This window comes from Polaromonas sp. P3_B1 (genome assembly GCF_056402935.1).
This window is the reverse complement of sequence record NZ_JBFUGK010000011.1, coordinates 51,389-71,392: the sequence shown is the minus strand read 5'-3', so window position 1 is coordinate 71,392 and position 20,004 is coordinate 51,389. Positions and strand designations below refer to the sequence as shown.

Sequence of the window (20,004 nt, the reverse complement as noted above, 5' to 3'; positions counted from 1 at the left end):
CGCTGAGTTCAGGCGGCTGATTTGCGCAGGTATTGCAAAAGCCGGCCCTTGTAAACGCCGCCGTTCCCCGGGAGTTCCGACACTCGCGTCTCAGTGCGTGAATAGCCCAATACATCCATTTTTCGATTAAAACTCGCCCGGTTTCCGCGGTCCGGATCGACAATCAGCACTTCGGCATCCGCGTAGGTGTGCAGCTCGATGAACTGCGACAAGGCCTCGGGCTGGCCGCGGTCGTAAAGCACGTCGCTGCCTATGATCAGGTCAAAGCGCTCCAGCAAGGGGTTGGCGCGCGACCAGTTGCCGGCCTGGTATTTCATCGCCGGCAACTGGTTGAGTTTGAGGTTCTCCAGCAGGAACTCCGCCGCCAGCGGATGGCAGTCGCTGGCGGTGATGTTGCCGCCGCGCCTGTGCACCACCAGGCTGGCCAGCGCCAGGCCGCAGCCCAGTTCCAGGATGCGTTTGCCTTCCAGTTCGAAGCTCAGCATGGCATGGGCCAGCACCCGGCCCGAGGGCCAGAGCAGGCCGAACAGCGGCCAGGCCGAGGAAGAAATGCCTTCGCGCTCGGCTTCGCCCAGGGGGTCGTGGAATTGCTGCCGGTCCAGCAGCGAGCGCAGTTGCAGGTCGCCGCCGCTGCCGCTCACGGTTTCATGCTTGAGGAGGTAGGGCGGTGCTGAAGCAGCTCCGGGAATGGGAACTGCTCCCGAAGCGGGAGCGAGCAACATCCGGAACTTTCCTTGCGTACAACACGCTCAAGCGGGGCGAAATAGCCCTCAACAGCCGCCAGTGTACGTCCTGGAGCGCGAACCCTCAGTCGTCTTCGGACGCGTCGAGCCCGGGAAACAGCACATCGGTAAACCCAAAGCGGGTGAAGTCGCGAATGCGCATGGGATACAGGGTGCCGATCAGGTGGTCGCACTCATGCTGCACCACACGCGCATGGAAGCCCTCTACCGTGCGCTCAATCGGGTCGCCATACTGGTCAAAACCGGCATAGTGGATGCGCGAATAGCGCGGCACCACGCCGCGCAACCCGGGCACCGACAGGCAACCTTCCCAGCCCTCTTCTTCCTCGGGGCCCAGGGGTTTGATCACCGGATTGAGCAACACCGTACGCGGCACCAGCGGCGCGTCGGGATAACGCGGGTTCACCGCGTCGGTGCCGAAAATCACCAGTTGCAGGTCAACGCCGATCTGCGGCGCCGCCAAGCCCGCGCCGTTGACGGCGCGCATGGTATCGAACATGTCCGACACCAGCTGGTGCAGCTCGTCGGTGTCGAAGGCGGTGACGGGCTGGGCGACCCGCAGCAACCGGGGGTCGCCCATTTTGAGAATGTCTCGGATGGTCATGCGCCGATTATGGCGGCGCCAAGGCTTTTTGGCGTGACCTGGAGCCGTTCACAAAACCCAGCGAAGCGGTCCTGGCTAGGCGCACCGCCGCAGACAGTGCTTGGGGCCTGTTAGCCCTGTGTTTGCAAGATGCGTTGCGAGTCAAAAAGGCTTTGAGCAAGGCGCAAAACGCAGGCGGGGTAGACCCCGCCAAGGCTTTGCAACGCCGCGCAAGGCCTTTTTGATCGCAACCCGGAGGGAATGGGGTGAAAACGGCGCCACTCCGCGTTGCGCTCCTAGCCCAGACACCCGGTCTGGGCGTCGTCGCGCGCCTTGATTGGCACCGTTTTCACCCTATTCGCATTTGCAAACACAGGGTTAACAGGCCCTGGCACGGCAAGGCGGTGCAACGACGCCAGGAGGGTTTTTGAACGGCTCTAACGCCAGTGCCTGTAGCCCCAGCCGCGATAGTAGCCCGGAGCCACCACGACCGGAGCAGGTTCGACGTAGACGGGCTGGGCCGGATAAACCGCCACGGGGCGGGGGGCGATGGGCGCCACCACACAGCCGGACAGCAGGGCGGCCAGGCCGGCGGCGGCCAGCAAGGCGGGCAAACGTTTGTTATTCATGAAAAGCTCCTGTGGGTACAGGCCTTTTCAACGCCCGGCGATAGCAGCCGGCCTGACATCCGGCGTGCAAACCCCGGTAACGTCATGTAAGCCGAGGCCGGCGACAGCTACCTCGTGGTGCTGGCCCTGCGGCAGCGCCGGCTCGGCATCGGAAGATCGTCAGGAAACGTCACTCGGACGGCCCGGCCAGCATGGCCAGCAAGGCCGCTTCGTCAATCACCGGCACACCCAGCGTCAGCGCCTTGGCCAGCTTGCTGCCGGCTTCCTCGCCCGCCACCACAAAATCGGTCTTCTTGCTGACCGACCCGGCGACCTTGCCGCCGGCGGCTTCCACCTTGTCCTTGGCTTCGTCGCGGCTCAGGGTGGGCAGGGTGCCGGTGATGACAAAGGTCTTGCCCGACAGCGGCTGCGGCGCGCGGGCGGCGGGCTCGCCCTCCTCCCAGGTCACGCCGCAAGCGCGCAGTTGCTCGACCACTTCGCGGTTGTGCGGCTGTTCAAAGAAGGTGCGTATGCTTTGGGCGACGATGGGGCCCACGTCGCTGACTTCCAGCAACTGCTCCTCGGTCGCGTCCATGATGGTGTCGAGCTTGCCGAAGTGGCGCGCCAGCTCCTTGGCCGTGGCTTCGCCGACATGGCGTATGCCCAGGCCGAACAGGAAACGCGGCAAGGTGGTCTGCTTGGATTTTTCCAGCGCTTCCAGCAGGTTGTTGGCCGATTTTTCGGCCATGCGGTCCAGGCCGGCCAGGGCCGTGAGGCCCAGTTTGTAAAGGTCGGGCAAGGTCCGGATGATGTTGGCGTCCACCAGTTGCTCGACCAGCTTGTCGCCCAGTCCTTCGACCTCGACGGCGCGCCGGTGCGCGTAATGCAGGATGGCTTCCTTGCGCTGGGCACCGCAGAACAGGCCGCCCGTGCAGCGGTAATCTGCTTCACCTTCTTCGCGCACGGCGTCCGAGCCGCAGACCGGGCATTTGCGCGGCATGCTGAACTGCGGCGCATCCTGCACGCGCTTGTCCAGCAGCACGCTGACGACTTCGGGGATCACATCGCCCGCGCGGCGCACGATGACTGTGTCGCCCACGCGCACATCCTTGCGGCGCGCCTCGTCCTCGTTGTGCAGCGTGGCGTTGGTCACGGTCACGCCGCCGACAAACACCGGCGCCAGCTTGGCCACCGGCGTGAGCTTGCCGGTGCGCCCGACCTGCACCTCGATGGCCTGCACGGTGGTGAGCTGTTCCTGGGCCGGGTATTTGTGCGCCACGGCCCAGCGCGGCTCGCGCGTGACAAACCCCATCTTCTTTTGCAGCGCCAGGCTGTTGACCTTGTAGACAACGCCGTCGATGTCGTAGGGCAGGCTGTCGCGCTGCCGGCCCATGGCTTCGTGAAAGGCGATCAGCTCGGGCGCGCCCTGAGCGAGCTGCGTCTGCGACGCCACCGGAAAACCCCAGGATTTGAGCGTCAGCAGCATCTGGAAATGGGTTTCGAAAGCCGGGCCGCCCTCCTCCGCCGGCGTGACCTCGCCCAGGCCGTAGGCAAAAAAGCTCAGGCGCCGCTGCGCGGCCATGGCCGGGTCCAGCTGGCGCACGCCACCGGCCGCCGCATTGCGCGGGTTGACGAAGGTTTTTTCGCCTTTTGCGCCTTGCGCGATCTTCTCGCGCTGCTTTTCGTTGAGTGCCTCGAAGTCGGCGCGCCGCATGTAAACCTCGCCGCGCACTTCCATCACAGGTGGCGCATCGGCCGGCAAGCGCAAAGGAATCTGGTTGATGGTGCGGATGTTCTGCGTGACGTCCTCACCCACCTCGCCGTCGCCACGCGTGGCGGCCTGCACAAGGATGCCATTTTCATAACGCAGGCTCATGGCCAGGCCGTCGAACTTGAGCTCGGCCACGTATTCGACCGGAGGCTCGGACTCGGCCAGGCCCAGTTCCTTGCGCACGCGGGTGTCGAAGTTCTGCGCGCCCGTGGCCTCGGTGTCGGTCTCGGTGCGTATGCTGAGCATGGGCACCTTGTGGCGCACGCTGGCGAACTGGTCCAGCGGCTTGCCGCCCACGCGCTGGGTCGGCGAGTCCGGCGTCAGCAGTTCGGGATGGGCTGCCTCGAGTTCCTGCAGTTCCCTGAACAGCCTGTCGTATTCGGCGTCGGGAACGCTGGGGTCGTCCAGCACGTAGTAGCGATGGGCATGCTGGTGCAAAACCCTGTGCAGTTCATCGCGTTGTTGTGCGGCTGTCTTGGCGTTCCCCGGCATCTCAGAGCGGTCCTATTTATGGAGTTCAATTGAAAAACAGACGCCAGTTTAGGGGAGCTGCCGCCGGTTGCACGCTGATCCACCGGTGGAATTCAAGATTTACCGTTTTTGGGCTCCGCATCCGGCCAGAAGCTGCCGCTTCCACTCGATAGCGCGAGCCTACTGCGGTTCCAACCGGGGAAGCTGCGGCCAAGGCTGCCATCCCTTGCCAAATCGCTTTTCGCATTCAGCAGTCAACAAGCTCGTCAAGTCATCTTCGTAACTCTCGCTGAGCGTGGGGAACGAAACAAATGGCGGCTCAAGCAAGGTGTGTGTGGATCCGGGTGAAAAATATGCTCCGGTTATCTGCTCGCGGACGAGGCAAAGCGCCAGGATGTCCAGTGGAAAGAGGCCCCAAGGGTCATACTCGTAGATCGAATGCTCGCCATCGGCATTGAGCTTGCCGTCCAGTCGAGCAGATTCGACGCCTTCGCATATTGCGGCTGCCGCATTGCTCATCGAGATCGAATCGGCGCTAGTGAACAAGCCCCGATAAATGCCGATATCCGCAGGGAGTTCGTCTTCGGACGGCCATTCCCTCTTGTCAACCGCGCGAACCAACATCCAAGTGAAACTATTGAATGTCGCATCCCCAGGTGCGCCGTCAATGATGCCGCGTATGAACAAGTTGTAGATATACCGGCCCAACCAATCCGAAAGTGAATTGATTCCGCAGACCTTGGCAAGACAATACAGCCAGACGATACTTTTCTCGTGGCCCGTTGGCCCGAACGCCGGAATTCCTTCCCTTTCGAAATGGGCGTGCAATGCGCCCCACCCCAACCCGCCGTAAGCAACGATCTTCCTGAGAAGCGTCAAATTCGGCATCGCACCCGTAGCGGCCACCTGATAGCCAAGCAATCGCGCCCCCGAAGTGACGCAATCAAGCGCAGCGCCGATCCCTCGCTGAAATTCACCGGACTTGAGAGATTGAATAAGTTCTCGTTGAACCGTGTCAAATTCCGAAACGGCCCGACCCAGGGGCGGCTCATGATATTCACGCCAACGATTCAAGAAGAGATCTCGCTTGGGATTAGGCGTCATTGCTGCGCGTCACGGGCGACGACCAGTAAATGCTGAGGCCTTCCATGGTACTACCTGAACGTTTGTACTCGCAGGCACATTGATGTGGCTTTGCTGGAACAAGAATCCAGCCAGACATGCAGCATCTCAAGGTCGCACAAGGTGACGTGGATCTGGGTGTGCACCATCTCCATATCGAATCCCGTTTTCTTGGGGTCGATACCGGCAATACCCGAAATCCTTGCCTTGCGCATGAAAAGAACGTGAAGCCGGCGTGAAGTGGCGCCGGCGCCGCTACCGGCGAATCAGCTGAACAGCCGGCGCCCCAGCACCGAGCCGGCCGACAGATCGCGGCTGTCCAGCGTGTCATAGAGTTGCTCGAGGTCGGCGTGTATGACTTCCATGGCCTCGGGCCGTATCAGGTTGCCGTTGTCGTCGATGATCACGCCGTCCATATTGGCGGCCAGGGCCAGTGCGGCTTCGCACATGCGGGCAAAGGGCTGTTCGGAGCGCAGCACCTGCGGCACATCCAGCGACAGCGTGAGTTCGCGCAATGCCGTCTGCTCGGGGTCTTCGGCCATGGCGGCCTGGGTGTCGAAGGCCAGGCCCAGGATGGGCGCGTGGCCGGGCTGGCTGGCCGGCAGTACCATGCGGCCGGGAATGGAACCGGCGACAAAACCAAGCCGGGCCGCGCTTTGCTGCACATAGCCGGGACTCCAGGCGGTGTTGACGGCGCGCAGGGTGAAACTGAGCTGCGCATCGTGGGCGCTGGCGAACTGGTCGAGCTCGCGGGCGCGGGCCACCTCGTCCAGCATCTCGGGAAACTCGGGCTCGCCGCCCACGGCGTCGGCGAAGGCCTGGGCCTTCATGACAAATTCGGAGTATTCGATCTGGTTGAGCGCGCCGGTGCGGTTGGCCAGTTGCACGCCGCACTGGAAAGCGCTGTAGCGGTGGCCGGCCGTGGGGAACTCCCATTCGCCGGTGACCACGCTGAGCCCTTCGACGCCGAAAGGCTTGCTGCCGGCACGGCGCGTGCTGGGCATGGCGGCCAGCGCGGCCTCGCCCGAAACCACGTTGTCCAGGGCAACGGCCGCCATGGCGTCTATCAGGATGTCCAGGCCAGGCTTGCGCTCGGGTGTGGTGAGCCGGGTCAGCGCGTTCAGCGAGGCGAGGCCCGAGTCGGCGTCAAAGCTGGGCTCCAGCCGCTCGGCCTCGCCTTCGCCAGCTGTTGGCGGCTGGTGATCCGCCGGGACGGGAGTTTCCGGCACAGGCGCGGCCTCGGGCGTGGCGCGCTTGGGCAGGTTGCGGCGCGAGGACCAGGCGCTGTGGGCCACGACGCCCGCCAGCACCAGGCCACCCACCACCGCCAGACTGATCTGCAGACTGCTCATACGGGGATCAGGCCGCCTCGGCGAAGCCGATGGCGGCTTCCATGTCCACGGCCACGATGCGCGAGACACCCTGCTCCTGCATGGTCACGCCTATCAGCTGCTCGGCCATTTCCATCGCGATCTTGTTGTGGCTGATGAACAGGAACTGGGTTTCCTTGCTCATGGAGCGCACCAGCTTGGCATAACGCTCGGTGTTGGCGTCGTCCAGCGGCGCGTCGACCTCGTCCAGCAGGCAGAAAGGCGCGGGGTTGAGCTGGAAAATGGCGAACACCAGCGCGATGGCGGTCAGCGCTTTTTCACCGCCGGACAGCAGGTGGATGGTCTGGTTCTTCTTGCCGGGCGGCTGGGCGATCACCTGTACGCCGGCGTCCAGGATTTCCTCGCCCGTCATCATGAGCTTGGCGTTGCCGCCACCGAAGAGCTCGGGGAACATGCGGCCGAAATGGCCGTTGACGGTGTCGAAAGTGCTGGAGAGCAAATCACGCGTTTCGATGTCGATCTTCTTGATCGCGTCTTCCAGCGTGGTCATGGCCTCATTGAGGTCCTTGGACTGCGAATCGAGGAACTGCTTGCGTTCGCGTGCGGCACTCAGCTCGTCGAGCGCGGCCAGGTTGACCGCGCCCAGCGACTGGATTTCGCGGTTGATGCGGTCGATCTCGCTCTGCAGGCCGGTCAGGCGCACATTGCCGGACTGGATGGACTGTTCGACGGCGGCCAGGTCGGCCTGGGCATCGGCCAGCAACTGGGCGTATTGCTCGAAGCCCAGGCGCGCGGCCTGCTCCTTGAGCTGGAACTCGGTGATGCGCTGGCGCAGCGGGTCGAGCTCGCGCTCGAGCTGCAGGCGGCGCTCGTCGCTGGCGCGCAGCTTGCCGGTCAGGTCGTCGTACTGGCTGCGCTTGGCGCCCAGGTCGGCCTCGCGCTCGAGCTTCACGCTCAGGGCGCTTTGCAGGCCGGCCTGCGCGGCGGCGTCGGTCAGGCGCGTGAGCTCTTCGCGGGCTTGCGCCTCCTCGCTGGCGATGGAGGCGGCCTGCTGGGCGGCCATGTCGATGGAGCGCGTCAGCTCTTCGCGGCGCGAGGCCAGGCTGCGCAGCGCGAAAGCGGCTTCCTGCGCCTGGCGCTCCAGCGTGCGCTGCTGCTCGCGCGACTCGCCGAGCTTGCGTTCGGTTTCGATCACACGGTCGTCGAGTTGGGCGTGGCGCTCCTGACTGTCGGCCAGTTGCATGTCGAGCTCTTCAAAACGACCCTCGGCCGTGACCTTGCGTTCCTGCAATTCGCCGAGCTGGGCTTCGATTTCGGCCATGTCGGCCTGGATCTGCTCGCTGCGCGCGCGGGTCTGTTCGGCCAGCTGCGTAAGGCGCAGCACTTCAACCTGGAGCTCATGGGTGCGGCTCTGGCCTTCGGCGGTTTCGCGGCGGGCCGTGGCCAGGCGCTGGGCTGCGTCGGCATAGGCGGCCTCGGCGCGCACCAGGGCGGAGCGGGCTTCTTCGCTGATCAGGGCTTGGGCCTTGAGCTGTTTGTCGAGGTTTTCGATTTCCTGGGCGCGGGCCAGCAGGCCGGCCTGTTCGGAATCCTGGGCGTAAAAGCTCACGCTGTGGTGCGTCACGGCATGGCCGCTCTGCACATAAATGACTTCGCCGGCCTGCAACTTGTCGCGCGCGGCCAGCGCGTCGTCCAGGCCGGCGGCGGTATAGCAGCCGTTGAGCCAGTCGCCCAGCAGCGCCGACTGGCCGGCGTCGTTCAGGCGCAGCAGCTCGGTCAAAGGCTTGAGGCTGATCGCGGCATTGACGCGTGCCGGTGCGGCGGCGCTGGGTGGCGAATAAAACGCGAGCTTGGCCGGCGGTGTGCCCTGCCCGTCGCTGCCGGCAAAGCCGCGCACCATGTCGAGCCGGCTGACTTCAAGCGCACCCAGGCGTTCGCGCAAGGCGGCCTCAAGCGCGTTTTCCCAGCCCTGCTCGATGTGGATGCGGCTCCACAGGCCTTGCAGGCCGTCCAGGCCGTGCTTGGCCAGCCAGGGCTTGAGCTTGCCGTCGGTCTTGACCTTTTCCTGCAAGGCCTTGAGCGCTTCCATGCGCGCCGACAGGTCGGCCCGCTTGGCCGATTCGGTGTTGACGGTCTGCTGCAGTGTGCGGCGCTCTTCGTCGAGCTGCGGCACGCTCTCGGTCAGCTCGTGCAGGCGGGCCTCGGCTTCGGCCTGGGCTTCCTGCGCCGCGGCGAACTGCGTGTTGAGGTTGGCCAGGCGGGCTTCGTCGGGTGCGTTAAGCGCATTGCGGTCGGCCGTGAGTTTTTCCAGGCGCAGGTTCAGCGTGCGAGACTGTTCTTCGATGTTCCGCTGGTCAGCGGCCAGCACCTGGATCTGCTGCTGCACCTGGCTCACGCTGGTGCGCTGTTCGTTGGCTTTGGCCTGGGCCTGGCGCAGCGCGTCTTCAAGGGCGGGCAGCTGCGTCAAGTGCTCTTCGGTCTGCGCGGCCAGCAGTTCGGCCTTTTCCTCGGCTTCGATGGCCTGGGCGGCCAGGTTTTCGGTTTCGACGGCGGCGTCTTCCTTGCGCGTCGCCCACTGTGCGGTCTGCTCTTTGAGCTGGTTCAGCCGCTGCTCGACACGCTGGCGGCCGTCGACCACGAAGCGGATTTCGGCCTCCAACCGACCAACTTCGGCGCTGGCCTCATACAGCTTGCCTTGGGCCTGGTTGACCTGATCGCCGGCCGCGTAGTGCGCCTGGCGTATGGTTTCGAGGTCGGCCTCGATGTGGCGCAGATCGGCCACACGGCTTTCCAGGTCGTTCACGGCCTTTTCGGAATCGGCCTTGACTTTGGCCTGGTCGGCCTCGCTCTCGGCGCGTTTCAGGAACCACAGCTGGTGCTGCTTGAGGCTGGCGTCGGCATGCAGGGTGTTGTAGCGCAGGGCCACTTCGGCCTGCTTTTCCAGCCGGTCCAGGTTGGCGTTGAGCTCGCGCAGGATGTCTTCGACGCGGGTCAGGTTTTCGCGGGTGTCGGACAGGCGGTTGGCCGTCTCGCGACGGCGCTCCTTGTACTTGGAGACGCCGGCGGCTTCCTCGAGGAACAGGCGCAGCTCTTCAGGCTTGGATTCGATGATGCGGCTGATGGTGCCCTGGCCGATGATGGCGTAGGCGCGCGGACCCAGGCCGGTGCCCAGGAACACGTCCTGGACGTCGCGGCGCCGCACCGGCTGGTTGTTGATGTAGTAGCTGGAAGTGCCGTCGCGCGTCAGCACGCGCTTGACGGCGATTTCGACAAACTGCCCCCACTGGCCGCCGGCGCGGTGGTCAGCATTGTCGAAGACCAGCTCCACGCTGGAGCGGCTGGCCGGTTTGCGCGTGGTGGTGCCGTTAAAGATCACGTCCTGCATGGACTCGCCGCGCAGTTCGGAGGCCTTGCTCTCGCCCAGCACCCAGCGCACCGCGTCCATGATGTTGGACTTGCCACAGCCGTTGGGGCCTACCACACCCACCAGTTGGCCCGGTAACACGAAATTGGTGGGCTCCGCGAATGACTTGAAACCTGATAGCTTGATCGAATTGAGACGCACGGCTGTCCCTGTTTTTATGAGCCTGAAGCAGGGCTTGTTAAAACAGGCCCTAACTCGTTGATTTTTATAGCGTTTTTACGGTAACGCTGACATATCGGGCACCGCTTTCGGCAAGCGGCACGGTCCGTCATGTTACCCGAGCGGGACGGGGATTTTGCCGGGAAAAAGGCCCTTGACGGGGCCGTCGTGAAACACTTTGCTTCGTGCCGCCCACCCAGGCTTTGAGCGGCCCTTGCGACATGCGCCAAAAGGGCGTGCAGGCTGGCATTCAAGCTATCAATTTGGCAGCAGCGCGAGCCCTTGCCGAACGCGGCTGGCGTGACCGGCGGTTTTGAGGGCTGCGCGAGGCTGGATAATCCGGGTATGAATCCCCTGCTTTCACGCCTTCAGCCCTATCCTTTCGAACGGCTGCGCCAGTTGCACGCCGATGTCACCCCCAATCCCGCCTACAAAGCCATCAGCCTGGGCATAGGCGAGCCCCGCCATGCCACGCCGCAGTTGATCAAAGATGCACTGACGGCCAGCCTGAGCGGCCTGGCCAGCTATCCCGGCACCTTGGGCGAGCCCAAATTGCGCCAGGCCATGGCCGACTGGATGGCACGCCGCTACGGCCTGAAGCTGGACCCTGCCACACAAATCCTGCCCGTCAACGGTTCGCGCGAGGCGCTGTTTTCGCTGGCGCAGACCGTGCTCGATGCCGGCAAGCCGGGAGCCACCGTGGTGTGCCCCAACCCGTTTTACCAAATCTATGAGGGCGCGGCCCTGCTGGCGGGCGCACAGACCTGGTTTGCCCCCAGCGACCCGGCGCGCAATTTCGCCGTCGACTGGGCCGGCGTGCCCGAGGCCGTCTGGGCCAAAACACAGCTGGTGTTTGTCTGCTCGCCGGGCAACCCCACGGGCGCCGTGATGTCGCTGGACGAATGGAAGCTGCTGTTCGAGCTCAGCGACCGTTACGGCTTCGTGATCGCCTCCGACGAGTGCTACAGCGAAATCTACTTCCGCGACGAGGCGCCGTTGGGCGGCCTGCAGGCGGCGGCCAGCCTGGGCAGGCACGACTTCAAGAACCTGGTGTCCCTCACCAGCCTCTCCAAACGCAGCAATGTGCCCGGCCTGCGCAGCGGCTTTGTGGCCGGCGATGCCGCCCTGATCAAGCCTTTTTTGCTCTACCGCACCTACCACGGCAGCGCCATGAGCCCGGTCGTGCAGGCCGCCAGCATCGCGGCCTGGAACGACGAAACGCACGTGGTGGACAACCGCGCCATGTACCGCGAAAAATTCGCCAAAGTCACGCCCATGCTCTCGGCCGTGATGGACGTCGCCCTGCCCGACGCGGGCTTTTACCTGTGGGCCGGAATCCCAGAGACTTTCAAGGGCTCGGACACCGCGTTTTCGCGCGAGCTGCTCGCTCTCTACAATGTCGTGGTGTTGCCGGGCAGCTACCTGGCGCGCGACGCGCAGGGGCACAATCCCGGCGCCGGCAGAATCCGCATGGCACTGGTGGCTGAAACCGCCGAATGCGTGGAAGCGGCGCAGCGCATCGTTCAATTCATCCAATCCAGAAACCCTTGACTTCACTGACAACAAGACTGAAACCAACATGACACAAGACAACCTGCAAAGCACCATTGACGCGGCCTGGGAAAATCGCGCGAACCTGTCGGTGCAATCGGCGCCCAAGGACGTGCTGGACGCCGTCGAACACACCATCGCCCAGCTCAACAGCGGCAAGCTGCGCGTGGCGACCCGCGAAGGCGTGGGCCAGTGGACCACCCACCAGTGGATCAAAAAGGCCGTGCTGCTGAGCTTTCGCCTGAAGGACAACGAACTGATGCGCGCCGGCGACCTGGGCTTTTTCGACAAGGTGCCTACCAAGTTCGCCCACCTGAGCGAAAGTGAAATGCGCGCCACCGGCGTGCGCGTGGTGCCGCCCGCCGTGGCGCGCCGCGGCAGCTACATCGCCAAGGGCGCGATCCTGATGCCCAGCTACGTCAACATCGGCGCCTGGGTCGGTGAAGGCACCATGGTCGACACCTGGGCCACCGTGGGCAGCTGCGCACAGGTCGGCAACAATGTCCACCTCTCCGGCGGCGTGGGCCTGGGCGGCGTGCTCGAGCCCCTGCAGGCCAACCCCACCATCATTGAGGACAACTGCTTCATAGGCGCGCGCTCCGAAGTCGTCGAAGGCGTGATCGTGGAAGAAAACTCGGTCATCTCCATGGGCGTCTACATCGGCCAGAGCACGCCGATTTACGACCGCGAAGCCGACACCGTCACCTACGGCCGCGTTCCCGCGGGTTCCGTCGTGGTTTCGGGCAACCTGCCCAAGGCCGGCGGCAAGTACAGCATGTATTGCGCGGTGATCGTCAAGCGTGTGGACGCGAAAACCCGCTCCACCACCAGCCTGAACGACCTGCTCCGGGATTGAGCACTTTCCTTGCGGTTTGATTGATAGATTGAAATGATTGGGAGCGGACTATGAGCACGATGGAAAGAATCCTTCGTTTGATGGCGGACAAAAAAGCGTCGGACGTTTACCTGTCGGCCCATTCGCCCGCCCTGATCAAGATCAACGGCCAGGCCATTCCCATCAATGCGCAAATCCTGCCGCCGGACGCGCCGCGCAACCTGTTGGCTGAAGTCGTTCCGCCCGAGCGCATCGAGGAGCTGGAGGAAATCGGTGAACTCAACATGGCCTTGCCGATTGCCGGCCTGGGCAACTTCCGGATCAGCGCCTTCAGGCAGCGCAGCACTTATGCCGCTGTGATCCGCTTCATTCCCACGGAAATTCCGCCGCTGGACACCCTGAACGTGCCGCCCATCCTGGCCGACCTGATCATGGAAAAACGCGGCCTGCTGCTGATGGTGGGCTCCACCGGCGCCGGCAAGAGCACCACGCTGGCCGCGATGATGGACCGCCGCAACGAGATATCCCTGGGTCACATCCTCACGATCGAAGACCCGGTCGAGTTCCTGTTCACCAACAAGAAGTCGGTCGTCAACCAGCGCGAAGTCGGCAGCGACACGCAATCCCTGCAGGTGGCGCTCAAGAATGCGCTGCGCCAGGCGCCTGACGTCATCCTGATCGGTGAAATCCGCGACCGCGAAACCATGTCGGCCGCCATTGCCTATGCGCAGTCGGGCCATTTGTGCCTGGCCACCATGCACGCCAACAACAGCTACCAGGCGCTCAACCGTATCCTGAGTTTTTACCCGGTCGAGGTGCGCAGCACCATGCTGGGCGATTTGGCCGCGGCACTCAAGGCCATCGTGTCGCAGCGCCTGCTGCGCACGCAGGACGGTGGCCGCACGCCGGCGGTGGAGGTCATGCTCAACACCAAGCTGATCGCCGAACTGATTGAAAAAGGCGACTTCTCGGGCGTCAAGGAAGCCATGGAAAAGTCCATGGCCGAGGGCTCGCAGACTTTCGAGCAGGACATCGCCAAGCTGATTGTGGACGGCACTGTCACGCGCAAGGAAGGCATTCTGTACGCCGACTCGCCGACCAACCTGATGTGGCGTCTGGAAAACGACTTCGCCGTCAAGGCCAAGGCCCTGGAGCCCGAGGAAGACCCGGATGACGAACCGTCCTTCACCGAAATCACGCTGGACGTGAAACATTAAAAACCCGATGGCGCTCGTCTCTTCGGGCCGACTCGAACCCAGGGCCTGCTAACACTATGTTTGCAAGATGCGTTGCGAGTCAAAAAGGCCTTGAGCAAGGCGCAAAACGCAGGCGGGGTGAACCCCGTCAAGGCTTTGCAACGCCGCGCAGGGCCTTTTTGATCGCAACCCGGAGGGAATGGGGTGAAAACAGCGCCACTCCGCGTTGCGCTCCTCACCCAGACTCCCGGTCTGGGATTCGTCGCACGCCTTGATTGGCGCTGTTTTCACCCCATTCGCATTTGTAAACATAGTGTTAACAGGCCCTAAACGACCATGTCCCGAACCCTGCAGCTCACCGAGCAACTGATTGCCCGGCCTTCCGTCACGCCCGACGACGCCGGCTGTCAGGCCCTGTTGATTGAGCGCCTGGCGCCGCTGGGCTTCCAGTGCGAAACCATTACCAGCGGCCCTGAAAACTTCCGCGTGACCAACCTCTGGGCCAAGCGCGCGGGCAAGCCGGCGTCCGCCAAAACCCAGGCCAAGACGCTTGTATTTGCCGGCCACACCGACGTGGTACCCACCGGCCCGCTGGACCAGTGGCTGAGCCACCCGTTCACGCCCAGCCACCGTGACGGCATGCTTTTCGGTCGCGGCGCCGCCGACATGAAAACCTCCATCGCGGCCATGGTGGTGGCGGTCGAGGAGTTCCTGGCCGCCCAACCCGACCCAGCCCTGTCTATCGCCTTCCTGGTCACCAGCGACGAGGAAGGCCCGGCGGTTGACGGCACGGTCATGGTCTGCGAGCAGCTCAAGGCGCGCGGTGAGGTACTGGACTATTGCATCGTGGGCGAGCCCACCTCGGTCGCCAACCTCGGCGACATGATCAAGAACGGGCGCCGCGGCACGCTCAGCGGCAAGCTCACCGTCAAGGGTGTGCAGGGCCATATTGCCTATCCGCACCTGGCCAAAAACCCGATCCACCTGTTCGCGCCCGCACTGGCTGAGCTGGTCGCCACCGAATGGGACAAGGGCAATGCCTTCTTCCCGGCCACGAGTTGGCAGGTGTCCAACATCCATGGCGGCACCGGCGCCTCCAACGTCATTCCGGGCGACCTGGTGGTGGACTTCAACTTCCGTTTCTGCACCGAATCCACGCCCGAAAGCCTGCAGCAACGCCTGGTGGCGCTGCTGAGCCGGCACCAGCTCGACTACGACCTCAAGTGGACGCTGGGCGGCCTGCCCTTTTTGACCACGCCCGGCACGCTGGTCGATGCGGTGCGCGGCGCCATCGAGGCCGAAACCGGCTTGCAGACCGAGCTCTCCACTACGGGCGGCACCAGCGACGGGCGTTTCATTGCCAAGATATGCCCCCAGGTCATCGAATTCGGCCCGCTGAACGCCACCATCCACAAGATCAACGAACATGTGCCGGTGAGCTCACTCGATCCGCTCAAGAACATCTACAAGGGCGTGCTGGAACGGCTGGCCGCGGCATGACGAAGTCCGCAACACCCCTGACGGTACTGGCGCTGGTCGAGCAGATGGCGGCCAGGCTGGACGCCGCGGGCCTGAACTTTGCCGACGGCTTCGGTCAGGGCACGACGAACGCCTTCGACGAAGCCGCCTGGCTGGTGCTCTGGAAGCTGGGCCTGCCCCTGGACGACCTTGATTCGGCCGAGACCCGGCCGGTGAGCGCAGACGAAGAGGCGCAGGTTGCCGCGCTGCTGGACGCGCGCATCAGCACTCGCAAGCCCGCCGCCTACCTCACCAACGAAGCCTGGCTGATGGGCCTGTCCTTTTACGTGGACGAGCGCGTGATCATTCCCCGCTCCCTGATCGCCGAACTGCTGGCCGACGCCAGCATAGACCCCTGGCTGAGCGAACATACCCACCGCGTGCTCGACCTGTGCACCGGCAACGGAAGCCTGGCCGTGCTGGCGGCCATCACCTACCCTGACGTCGTTGTGGAGGCCGCCGACATCAGCCTGGACGCCCTGGCCGTGGCCCGCATCAACGTGGACCGCCACCACCTGGACAGCCGCATCACCTTGATTGAGTCCGACGGCCTGGCCGCCTGCGCGGGCCAGTACGACCTCATCCTGTGCAATCCGCCCTATGTGAATGCGGCCAGCATGGCCGCCCTGCCCCCCGAATTCCGCGCGGAACCGGACCTGGCGCTGGCCGGCGGCAGTGACGGCATGGACTTCATTCGGGGCCTGATTCAAAACGCGGCCCGCCATATGAGCGAAAATGCGGTGCTGGTGCTGGAAATCGGCAATGAGCGCGAGAATTTCGAGCGCGCCTTCCCGACACTTCAACCGCTGTGGTTCGAAACCAGCTCGGGCGCCGACCAGGTCCTGCTGCTGACGCGCGAACAACTGGCTTGAAGCGGTTCCCGCCTCGCCTTATGGGCTGGCGTAGCGCTTGCATGGCATGCCAGGCGCATGTGCCCTCGCCGCCCGATTAATTTTCCTGAAGTTTCCAATTCAATGATTACCCTCAAAAACGTCGTGCTGCGCCGCGGCGCCAAAGTGATTCTGGACAGCGCGTCCGTCACCCTCAACCCCGGCGAAAAAATCGGGCTGGTGGGCCGCAACGGCGCGGGCAAGTCCTCGCTGTTCGCCATGCTCAACGGCTCGCTGCACGAAGACGGCGGCGATTTCTCGATTCCCGCGCAGTGGAGCATGGCGCAGGTGGCGCAGGACATGCCGGAGACCGACCAGAGCGCGACCGCCTTTGTGGTCGAGGGCGACGTGGTGCTGCTGGCCGCGCAGGCCGAGGTGGACGCCTCGGAGGCCAGCGGCGACGGCGACCGCATGGCCCATGCCTACATGGCGCTCTACGACGCCGGCGCGCACGACGCGCAGGCCCGGGCCCAGGCCCTGATCCTCGGGCTGGGCTTCAAGGTCAGCGAGCTCGACAACCCCGTCAACAGCTTTTCCGGCGGCTGGCGCATGCGCCTGCAACTGGCACGCGCGCTGATGTGCCCGTCCGACCTGCTGCTGCTCGACGAACCCACCAACCACCTGGACCTGGACGCGTTGGTCTGGCTGGAAGCGTGGTTGAAAAAATACCAGGGCACCATGCTGGTCATCAGCCACGACCGCGAATTTCTCGACGCCGTGACCGATGTCACGGTGCACATCGAAAACGCGAAGCTGACCCGCTACGGCGGCAACTACAGCAAGTTCGAAGACCTGCGTTCCGAGCAGATGGCGCTGCAGCAAACCGCCTTTGCCAAGCAGCAGGACAAGATCGCCCACCTGCAAAAGTTCATTGCGCGCTTCAAGGCCAAGGCCAGCAAGGCCAAACAGGCGCAAAGCCGGGTCAAGGCGCTGGACCGCATGGAAAAAATCGCGCCGCTGCTGGCCGAAGCCGATTTCACCTTCGAGTTCAAGGAGCCGGCCAACCTGCCCAATCCCATGCTGTCGATGCAGAACGCCTTCTTCGGCTATCCGCCGCCCGAAGGCGCACCTGAAGGCACGCCGCCCACGGTCATCGTGCAGAACGTCAGCAAATCGGTGCTGGCCGGCCAGCGCATAGGCATCCTGGGCGCCAACGGCCAGGGCAAGTCCACCCTGGTCAAGACTGTGGCGCGCGCACTGGCGCCCATCAGCGGTGAAATGACCGAAGGCAAAGGCCTGAACATCGGCTATTTCGCCCAGCAGGAACTCGACGTGCTGCGCCCGGCCGACACACCGCTGGAGCACATGATCCAGCTCGTCAAGGAAACCACGGCCGCCGGCCGCATCAGCGGCCAGCAGACGCGCGAGCAGGACTTGCGCGCCTTCCTGGGCATGTTCAATTTCAGCGGCGACATGGTCAAACAGGCCGTGGGCAGCATGAGCGGCGGCGAAAAGGCCCGGCTGGTGCTGTGCATGATCGTCTGGCAGCGCCCCAACCTGCTGCTGCTCGATGAGCCGACCAACCACCTGGACCTGGCCACGCGCGAGGCGCTGTCGATGGCGCTCAACGAGTTTGAAGGCACGGTGATGCTGGTCAGCCACGACCGCGCCCTGCTGCGCGCCGTCTGCGACGAATTCTGGATGGTCTCGCGCGGCGGCGTGGCGCCCTTTGACGGCGACCTGGACGACTACCAGCGCTACTTGCTCGACGAAGCCAAGCGCCAGCGCGAGGAAGCCAAGAAGGCCGGCAACGCGGCCCCGGCCGCGGCCACGAAAGCAGCCGCGCCGGCTGCGGCCGTTGAAGAGAAAAAGCCCGTACCGCGCGAAACGCCGGAGCAGCGCAAGCTCGACGCGCAACGCCGCCAGCAGCAAGCCGAAGCCACCAAGCCACTGCGCAAGGAAGTGGAAAAAATCGACCAACGCATGAAGGCACTCAACACGGAACGCGACAGCCTGCAAGCCCTGCTGGCCACCACCACCGCGCCGGCCGAGCTTGCACAGGCCGGCAAGCGCCTCAAAGCCATCGAAGGCGAAATAGGCATGCTGGAAGAGCGGTGGCTGGAGCTGACCGAGCAAATCGAAACCGCAGCGGTGTAAAGTGGCCGCAAGGCCCTCTTCCGCGGGGCCCTGTATTTGAAAGGGTTTGATCCATGCCTTCCGCTTTGGACATGGCTGCGGACAACGCGGCCCTCTCGGCCGCCGTCAAACGCAGCCGCAAGCTGCTCAACAAGCGCGCCGTGGTCGCGGCCGCTGCCAGCGCGGTGCCGGTGCCTGGGCTCGACTGGATGGTGGATGCGGCCCTGCTGTCCCAACTCATTCCCGAGATCAACAAGGAATTCGGCCTCACGCCGCAGCAGCTCGACCAGCTCGAGCCGAAGAAGCGCGACCAGGTGCAGAAGGCCGTGACCCTGGTGGGCTCCGTGCTGATCGGCAAATTCATCAGCCGCGACCTGGTCATCAAGGCCGCCACCAAGATAGGCGTGCGCCTGACGGCCAAACAGGCTGCCAAATATGTTCCTCTGGCCGGCCAGGTCGTCGCGGCGGCTGTCGGCTATGCCGCCATCCGCTACTTCGGTGAAGAGCACATGAAGGACTGCATACGGGTGGCGAAGCAGGCGCAGCTGGATGTGCCGGCGCTGGGCTATTCGGGCTGAGCCAAGCTGAGTCGGCCTGAGGCCAGGATCCGCGATTTCGGCGCACCAAAAACAAAAGGACTTGACCTTTCGGCCAAGTCCTTTTGAAGGATGGTGGGTTCTGACAGATTCGAACTGTCGACCTACGGATTAAGAGTCCGCTGCTCTACCAACTGAGCTAAGAACCCGAAAATTCTGGTGGGACCAGCGGGGGTCGAACCCACGACAAACGGATTAAAAGTCCGCTGCTCTACCAACTGAGCTATGGTCCCGATTTATATCACACGGTTTCCCTTGCGATACATTTCGGTGTTTGCCACTTCAAGAGCAGCAAAGCCTTGAATTATAGCGTGGTTTTTTAGCGCCCCGCAAAAACTCAAGCGGCAATTTTGTCGAGTGCCCAGCCGGCCGCGCACAGTCCGAAAGTCGAGGTCACGCTCACCACCGACCCATACCCGTGGCAGTTCAGGCTGCCGTCGCTTTGGGCCGCCGCTGCAGGCTGCAGCACAGCCTCGCGGCTGAATACGCAGGCCACGCCTATTTTTCCTTTGCGCGCCGCGCCGTGCTCCTTGCGCAGCCGATAGCGCAGCTGCGCCAGCAGAGGGTCATGCGTGACCAGCGCCAGGTCGTCGATGTCCACGCGGTGCGCCAGCCGCTTGCCGCCCGCCGCGCCCACACTGACCAGGTTCACCTTGTTGGCGATCGCCCAGGCGGCCATGGCCGTCTTGGCTTTGACCTGGTCGCAGGCGTCGATGACGGCCAGCTGCTTGCGGTCAAAGCCGTTTTCCAGGCCCAGAATGCCGGGCCAGTTGGCCGCGTCGACGAACTCTTCGATGCCGTCGACGCGGCAGCCCGGGTGGATTTGCGCGATGCGCTCGCGCATGGCCTGCACCTTGGCCTGCCCCAGGGTGCTGTCCAGCGCATGAACCTGCCGATTGATGTTGGATTCGGCGATGTGGTCCAGGTCAATGAGGGTCAACCGGGCCACACCACTGCGGGCGGCGGCTTCGGCCGCCCAGGAGCCCACGCCGCCCAGGCCCACGACCACGATGTGCGCCTGGCGTATGCGCTGCGCGCCCGCCGCGCCGTAAAGGCGTGCAAGGCCGCCGAAGCGGCGCTCCAGGTCGGCAGGGAGTTCTTCGATCAGGGAGCTCATGGCCGTGAATCGG

General features: G+C 64.0%; 16 protein-coding genes and 2 tRNA genes. 8 read left to right on the top strand and 10 right to left on the bottom strand.

Features of this window, described 5'->3' with window-relative positions; all coding sequences use genetic code 11:
* Positions 1–8: 8 nt before the first annotated feature.
* From AC1DXS_RS08565 to AC1DXS_RS08545, 5 genes are all read right to left on the bottom strand, one after another.
* Entirely contained in the window at positions 9–722 is a 714-nt protein-coding gene (locus AC1DXS_RS08565) for a class I SAM-dependent methyltransferase (protein ID WP_477737091.1), read from the bottom strand.
* Between the two features lie 85 nt (positions 723–807).
* Complete coding sequence (def, locus tag AC1DXS_RS08560) at positions 808–1,347, bottom strand: peptide deformylase (RefSeq protein WP_477737090.1); 540 nt, start codon at positions 1,345–1,347, stop codon at positions 808–810.
* Between the two features lie 416 nt (positions 1,348–1,763).
* Positions 1,764–1,955 carry a hypothetical protein gene (locus tag AC1DXS_RS08555; protein WP_477737089.1) on the bottom strand — a complete coding sequence of 64 codons (192 nt, stop codon included), beginning with the start codon at positions 1,953–1,955 and terminating at the stop codon, positions 1,764–1,766.
* 169 nt (positions 1,956–2,124) lie between these two features.
* Positions 2,125–4,197, bottom strand: a complete 2,073-nt coding sequence (gene ligA, locus AC1DXS_RS08550) for an NAD-dependent DNA ligase LigA (RefSeq protein ID WP_477737088.1) — start codon at positions 4,195–4,197, stop codon at positions 2,125–2,127.
* 159 nt (positions 4,198–4,356) lie between these two features.
* Positions 4,357–5,280: a hypothetical protein gene (locus tag AC1DXS_RS08545; protein ID WP_477737087.1), complete on the bottom strand. Its 924-nt coding sequence runs from the start codon at positions 5,278–5,280 to the stop codon at positions 4,357–4,359.
* 116 nt (positions 5,281–5,396) lie between these two features.
* Here AC1DXS_RS08545 and AC1DXS_RS08540 point away from each other — a divergent pair, with 116 nt between their 5' ends.
* The gene (locus tag AC1DXS_RS08540) at positions 5,397–5,537 is read left to right on the top strand and encodes a hypothetical protein (protein WP_477737086.1); all 141 of its coding nucleotides are present in this window, start codon (positions 5,397–5,399) and stop codon (positions 5,535–5,537) included.
* 27 nt (positions 5,538–5,564) lie between these two features.
* Here AC1DXS_RS08540 and AC1DXS_RS08535 read toward each other — a convergent pair whose 3' ends face one another.
* Entirely contained in the window at positions 5,565–6,650 is a 1,086-nt protein-coding gene (locus AC1DXS_RS08535) for a cell division protein ZipA C-terminal FtsZ-binding domain-containing protein (protein ID WP_477737085.1), read from the bottom strand.
* A 7-nt stretch (positions 6,651–6,657) separates the two neighbouring features.
* Positions 6,658–10,194 (bottom strand): chromosome segregation protein SMC, encoded by a 3,537-nt coding sequence (gene smc / locus AC1DXS_RS08530; RefSeq protein ID WP_477737084.1) that lies wholly within the window; start codon positions 10,192–10,194, stop codon positions 6,658–6,660.
* A 363-nt stretch (positions 10,195–10,557) separates the two neighbouring features.
* Here smc and dapC point away from each other — a divergent pair, with 363 nt between their 5' ends.
* From dapC to AC1DXS_RS08495, 7 genes are all read left to right on the top strand, one after another.
* A complete protein-coding gene (gene dapC / locus AC1DXS_RS08525) occupies positions 10,558–11,763 on the top strand; it encodes a succinyldiaminopimelate transaminase (protein ID WP_477737083.1) in 1,206 nt (401 codons plus the stop codon).
* A gap of 28 nt (positions 11,764–11,791) precedes the next feature.
* On the top strand, positions 11,792–12,619 hold the full coding sequence (gene dapD / locus AC1DXS_RS08520; RefSeq protein WP_477737082.1) for a 2,3,4,5-tetrahydropyridine-2,6-dicarboxylate N-succinyltransferase: 828 nt from the start codon (positions 11,792–11,794) through the stop codon (positions 12,617–12,619).
* A 50-nt stretch (positions 12,620–12,669) separates the two neighbouring features.
* A complete protein-coding gene (locus AC1DXS_RS08515) occupies positions 12,670–13,815 on the top strand; it encodes a PilT/PilU family type 4a pilus ATPase (protein WP_477737081.1) in 1,146 nt (381 codons plus the stop codon).
* A gap of 315 nt (positions 13,816–14,130) precedes the next feature.
* Positions 14,131–15,294, top strand: coding sequence for a succinyl-diaminopimelate desuccinylase (gene dapE, locus AC1DXS_RS08510; protein ID WP_477737080.1), 1,164 nt, complete (start codon positions 14,131–14,133; stop codon positions 15,292–15,294).
* Positions 15,291–16,184, top strand: coding sequence for a 50S ribosomal protein L3 N(5)-glutamine methyltransferase (gene prmB / locus AC1DXS_RS08505; protein ID WP_477737079.1), 894 nt, complete (start codon positions 15,291–15,293; stop codon positions 16,182–16,184). The genes dapE and prmB overlap by 4 nt, the downstream gene beginning before the upstream one ends.
* Before the next feature lie 102 nt (positions 16,185–16,286).
* Positions 16,287–18,299 carry an ABC-F family ATP-binding cassette domain-containing protein gene (locus AC1DXS_RS08500; RefSeq protein WP_477737078.1) on the top strand — a complete coding sequence of 671 codons (2,013 nt, stop codon included), beginning with the start codon at positions 16,287–16,289 and terminating at the stop codon, positions 18,297–18,299.
* A 53-nt stretch (positions 18,300–18,352) separates the two neighbouring features.
* Entirely contained in the window at positions 18,353–18,856 is a 504-nt protein-coding gene (locus AC1DXS_RS08495; RefSeq protein ID WP_477737077.1) for a hypothetical protein, read from the top strand.
* A 91-nt stretch (positions 18,857–18,947) separates the two neighbouring features.
* Here the strand turns inward: AC1DXS_RS08495 and AC1DXS_RS08490 are convergent.
* The 3 genes from AC1DXS_RS08490 to AC1DXS_RS08480 all read right to left on the bottom strand — a co-directional run bounded on the left by AC1DXS_RS08490 (position 18,948) and on the right by AC1DXS_RS08480 (position 19,991).
* Positions 18,948–19,023: transfer RNA gene (locus AC1DXS_RS08490), tRNA-Lys, on the bottom strand.
* A gap of 8 nt (positions 19,024–19,031) precedes the next feature.
* Positions 19,032–19,107 (bottom strand) — tRNA-Lys (locus tag AC1DXS_RS08485).
* A gap of 104 nt (positions 19,108–19,211) precedes the next feature.
* The gene (locus AC1DXS_RS08480; protein ID WP_477737076.1) at positions 19,212–19,991 is read right to left on the bottom strand and encodes a tRNA threonylcarbamoyladenosine dehydratase; all 780 of its coding nucleotides are present in this window, start codon (positions 19,989–19,991) and stop codon (positions 19,212–19,214) included.
* Positions 19,992–20,004: the final 13 nt, after the last annotated feature.

What these genes read in the sequence shown, in the direction of transcription:
- AC1DXS_RS08555 (WP_477737089.1), bottom strand. Translation starts at nt 1,955, where the DNA reads ATGAATAACAAACGTTTGCCCGCCTTGCTGGCCGCCGCCGGCCTGGCC.
- ligA (WP_477737088.1), bottom strand. Translation starts at nt 4,197, where the DNA reads ATGCCGGGGAACGCCAAGACAGCCGCACAACAACGCGATGAACTGCAC.
- dapE (WP_477737080.1), top strand. Translation starts at nt 14,131, where the DNA reads ATGTCCCGAACCCTGCAGCTCACCGAGCAACTGATTGCCCGGCCTTCC.
- AC1DXS_RS08500 (WP_477737078.1), top strand. Translation starts at nt 16,287, where the DNA reads ATGATTACCCTCAAAAACGTCGTGCTGCGCCGCGGCGCCAAAGTGATT.
- AC1DXS_RS08515 (WP_477737081.1), top strand. Translation starts at nt 12,670, where the DNA reads ATGAGCACGATGGAAAGAATCCTTCGTTTGATGGCGGACAAAAAAGCG.
- dapD (WP_477737082.1), top strand. Translation starts at nt 11,792, where the DNA reads ATGACACAAGACAACCTGCAAAGCACCATTGACGCGGCCTGGGAAAAT.
- AC1DXS_RS08565 (WP_477737091.1), bottom strand. Translation starts at nt 722, where the DNA reads ATGTTGCTCGCTCCCGCTTCGGGAGCAGTTCCCATTCCCGGAGCTGCT.
- AC1DXS_RS08545 (WP_477737087.1), bottom strand. Translation starts at nt 5,280, where the DNA reads ATGACGCCTAATCCCAAGCGAGATCTCTTCTTGAATCGTTGGCGTGAA.
- prmB (WP_477737079.1), top strand. Translation starts at nt 15,291, where the DNA reads ATGACGAAGTCCGCAACACCCCTGACGGTACTGGCGCTGGTCGAGCAG.
- AC1DXS_RS08540 (WP_477737086.1), top strand. Translation starts at nt 5,397, where the DNA reads ATGCAGCATCTCAAGGTCGCACAAGGTGACGTGGATCTGGGTGTGCAC.
- AC1DXS_RS08535 (WP_477737085.1), bottom strand. Translation starts at nt 6,650, where the DNA reads ATGAGCAGTCTGCAGATCAGTCTGGCGGTGGTGGGTGGCCTGGTGCTG.
- def (WP_477737090.1), bottom strand. Translation starts at nt 1,347, where the DNA reads ATGACCATCCGAGACATTCTCAAAATGGGCGACCCCCGGTTGCTGCGG.
- AC1DXS_RS08495 (WP_477737077.1), top strand. Translation starts at nt 18,353, where the DNA reads ATGCCTTCCGCTTTGGACATGGCTGCGGACAACGCGGCCCTCTCGGCC.
- dapC (WP_477737083.1), top strand. Translation starts at nt 10,558, where the DNA reads ATGAATCCCCTGCTTTCACGCCTTCAGCCCTATCCTTTCGAACGGCTG.
- AC1DXS_RS08480 (WP_477737076.1), bottom strand. Translation starts at nt 19,991, where the DNA reads ATGAGCTCCCTGATCGAAGAACTCCCTGCCGACCTGGAGCGCCGCTTC.